A 4046-nucleotide genomic window follows, 5' to 3' on the forward strand; every position below is an offset into this window, starting at 1 on the left:
AAGGTGGCGAACGCCAGCCACAGGTTGCGCAGGTCGCGCGGAATGAAGTTCCGGTCCATCGCCATCAGCCCCGCCATCAACAGGCTGCCGGCGGTGACGGCCAGCAGCAGCCTGTAGATAGGTGGGTGGCTACTGCGGGCATAGCTGGCATGGGCGCAAAACCAGGCGCCTGCGGCCATGCTCAGGGCGGCAGAGACCCAACCCATGACCTGGTTGAGGTGCGCGCTGCCGGGCCACATGCGTAAGCCACCGTAGCCAATCAGCACCAGTTGCGTGAACATCAATGTCACGACCACCGCGCCGAACCACAGGAACACGCGGTTGCGGGCCATCACGAAGGCGGCGATGCTCAGCGCGGCCAGCACGCTGAACATGCCCCACATCAGCCCGATCACCACGCCCACTTGGGATGCGCCGTTTACATACTCGATGGGGGACAGCAACATGGGCCGTCCAGTGAGGGGGCGGGCATTTTCGAAACGCATGTAGTAGATCCGCGTACGGTCGGTGTGGGTCTGGAGCTCAAAACTCGGAATACGCGTTTGCAGGGACCAGTCGGCGGGCGCCAGCGTCATACCGGCAGACTGCACCAGCCAGTTGCCCCCGGGACCGGGCGAAAACAGGCTGACCATGGACGGTACCTGGCCCGGCAACCGGATGAACCAGGTTTTGAGAGTCTCAGTGGGCGGCAGCGAAAAAGTGACCCAGACGTCCTGGCTGGGCGAGGTGGGCAGAACCGTGCTCGCGGTGTAGGGCTGCATGGGCCAAGGGCCGGCGGCGGCAAACGCCTCTGGCGAGGTGATGCTTCCTTTCGGGACCGCGATCCATCGCAAGGGTTCGGACAGTGTGATGGTGACGCTGTCGCTGTCAACGCGGCTAAAGTCCTGCGCCTGGCCCGGCCGCAATACCAGGCAAAGCAGCGCGAGCCAAAAACCGTAAACAACAGCCTGTCGGGACATCCCCATAGCTTATGGGAAAAAGAAGGGCGGGCGGTTTGCCAACTGTCCGTTCGTCAGGATACAGCCGGTGGGATCGCTATAGTCGAGGCCTAAATTCCGCTGGAGCGCCTGCATGCCTATATCTTCCGCCGCAGTGCCCCGATTCCTGCCACTCACCGATATCTACGAGCCATCGGCTATCCAGCAGCTTGCCGACGGTCGTTTTCTGGTGGTGGAGGACGAACAGGCGCACCCATTCAGTCTGATTACCCTCAACGCGGACGGCACGTGCAAGAGCCGGGCCGTGGGTCCAGGGTGGTTTGAGGGCAACGACACGTTCTGGAAGCTTGATGACCTGGAGGGGTTGACGGCCGACCGCCAAGGGTATTTGTATGCGCTGACTTCGCATTCACGCAACGACAACGGCGAGGAGAAGAAGAACCGCGACAAGCTGGTGCGGTTCCGGATTGACGGAGACCGCGTTCGAGAACCCCTTGTTGCCAGCGGGCTCAAGCCGGCGTTGGTCGAAGCGCACCCGGTGCTGGCCACTGCAGCCCGGATAGAAGACGTCAAGTTGGACGGCGGTCTCAATATCGAGGCGCTGGAGATCACGCCCGACGGACAGCGGCTGCTGGTCGGGCTCCGTAGTCCCCTGCTGGACGGCGCAGCCATCATCGCCAGCATCGACAACCCGTCTGCGATTTTTGAAGCCAACGAGGCCCCGCTCGTGGCCAAAGACTTGCTCACGCTGGATCTCGGCGGGCAGGGCATACGCGGCATGGCCTGGACCGCTGCGCTGAGCGGCTACCTCATCATCAGCGGACCTGCCTCCTTGGTGGACCAGACATTTGGGCTCTGGTTCTGGAGCGGTCAGCCCCTGTCGCCTGCGCGCCGCGTGGTGGTTCCCGGTTTGCAGCACTTCGCGCGGGCCGAAGGGGTGAGTGCGGCCCTGATTGATGGTGTGCCATATATCGTCATCGTCAGCGATGACGGCAAGCGCCACAAAGGACGCTTTGCCCACTTTGTGCTGTTGGAGCCCGGGCAACTGCAGATTGCCCCCTGAGCCGGGAAGCCCGGCGACTGTCGGGTAGTTTGCTATTAAATTGATAGCTGCTTGCGCCCGCTGGACAAGGGCTAAAGACTGAAAAGGCTTGTTAAATCCCCGAAATTCCTAGATCTTGGAGTGAAACACCAGCCCCGCGTGTTCGCGCAGCGCATGGAACTTGATCTTGGGCCATTGCTGTTCCACGGCCCGTAAAGTGGCACTGTGGTCCACCAGCAATGTAGGCGCATCCACCGCGTCGAGTGCGACGCGGTGGGAGTTGGCGTCCATGAATTTTTTCAGCTCGTTCGGGTCCTCGCTCGTGACCCAGCGCGCCAGGTTGAACTGGCTGCCCATGATGCGCGCCTTGACGCCGTATTCATGCTCAAGGCGGTGCGCCACGACTTCAAACTGAAGCTGCCCGACGGCGCCCAGCAGCAGCAAGGAGCCGGCGATGGGCCGGAACACCTGGATTGCGCCTTCCTCGCCGAGCTGCGTCAGGCCCGCGCGCAACTGCTTGCTGCGCAGCGGGTCAGCCACTTCGACGGCGCGGAACATCTCGGGCGCGAAAAAGGGCAGGCCGGTGAACTGCAGGGCTTCGCCTTCGGTCAGCGTGTCGCCAAGCTGCAGCACGCCATGGTTGGGGATACCAATGATGTCGCCCGCAAATGCGGTGTCCAGCAACTCTCGGCGCTGGCTCATGAAGCTCACCACCGTGTTGGGGCGCAACTCTTTGCCGCTGCGCACCACCTTCAGACGCATGCCGCGTGTGAACTCGCCGCTGGCCACGCGAAGGAAGGCGATGCGGTCGCGGTGCGCCGGGTCCATGTTGGCCTGGATCTTGAAGACCACGCCGGAGAATTTTTTCTCTGAGGGTTGCACCACGCGCTGCATCGCTGCGCGCTCTGCCGGGGCCGGCGCCAGATCGACCAGCGCATCCAGCACTTCCTGCACGCCGAAGTTGTTGATTGCAGAGCCGAAAAACATCGGCGTCTGTTTGCCGCTCAGGAAATCGGCGCGACTGAATTCGGGCGAGGCGCCTTCCAGCAGCTCCAGCTCGCCCTGCGCCTGCGTGAACTCGGCGCCAAAACGTTTGGCGGCTTCGGCGTTGTCCAGTCCGGCCAGGATCTCATCGTCACCGCCGGCCTTGTCCTCGCCAGGGCTGAACACGCGCATGCGTTTTTCGCGCCGATCGAACACGCCGTGGAACAGCTTGCCCATGCCGACCGGCCAGGTGAACGGCACCACCGTCATGCCCAGCTCCTGTTCGATCTCGTCCATCACGCTCATCGGGTCCTGCACCTCGCGGTCCATCTTGTTGACGAAGGTCAGGATGGGCGTGTTGCGGGCGCGGCAGACCTGCAGCAGGCGGCGGGTTTGCGGCTCAACACCATTGGCCGCATCGATCACCATCAGCGCAGCATCCACGGCAGTCAGCACGCGGTAGGTGTCTTCCGAAAAATCCTGGTGGCCGGGGGTGTCCAGCAGGTTGATCACGCAATCGCGGTATTCCATCTGCATCACGGACGACGCCACCGAGATGCCCCGCTGCTTTTCGATCTCCATCCAGTCCGATGTGGCGTGGCGCGCGGCCTTGCGCGCCTTGACGCTGCCGGCGATCTGGATCGCGCCGGAGAACAGCAGCAGCTTTTCGGTCAGCGTGGTTTTGCCCGCGTCGGGGTGGGAAATGATGGCAAACGTACGGCGGCGTTTGACCTGTTTTTCAATATCGGTGATTTCGGACATAACCGGCGATTATCGGTGAGAGGCTGGGTGGTGCGCCTCTGGTTGAGGATGGGCTGGATACTGTGTCTGCAGCCGGCGCCCGTTCGATTGCTATTAAATAGGGGGCTTAGGAAGCAAAGCCCGTTAAAGAGGATTGCTGCGTAGCAAGGATAGCAGCGCTTTGTAGAGGCTTATGTGCCGGTGATTGAACCGGAATGAATCGCCCCGGGTTTCATGGAGGCTGTTTGGTTTAAGTCATGCCTCCACCGTGGAGGCTTGACTGGCGAGTTGCCGGTAGTAGTTTGCCTCAGCTTCTGCCGGAGGTATATATCCGATAGGGC

At 62.0% G+C, this 4046-nt stretch carries 3 protein-coding genes; 1 reads left to right on the plus strand and 2 read right to left on the minus strand.

The genetic code is table 11. The features are described 5' to 3' along the window. Positions 1–959 (minus strand): 7TM diverse intracellular signaling domain-containing protein (locus H0W47_RS18395; protein WP_296927029.1); only part of this gene is annotated, 959 nt, incomplete at its 3' end. 112 nt (positions 960–1071) lie between these two features. Here H0W47_RS18395 and H0W47_RS18400 point away from each other — a divergent pair. Next, on the plus strand, positions 1072–2001 hold the full coding sequence (locus H0W47_RS18400; RefSeq protein ID WP_296927030.1) for a DUF3616 domain-containing protein: 930 nt from the start codon (positions 1072–1074) through the stop codon (positions 1999–2001). A gap of 108 nt (positions 2002–2109) precedes the next feature. On the opposite strand, the gene H0W47_RS18405 is transcribed toward H0W47_RS18400, so the two are convergent. Next, complete coding sequence (locus tag H0W47_RS18405; protein ID WP_296927032.1) at positions 2110–3726, minus strand: peptide chain release factor 3; 1617 nt, start codon at positions 3724–3726, stop codon at positions 2110–2112. Between the last annotated feature and the right edge of the window lie 320 nt (positions 3727–4046).

It is taken from the genome of Polaromonas sp., assembly GCF_013817205.1.
In the GTDB taxonomy this organism is placed as follows: Bacteria; Pseudomonadota; Gammaproteobacteria; order Burkholderiales; family Burkholderiaceae_C; genus Polaromonas.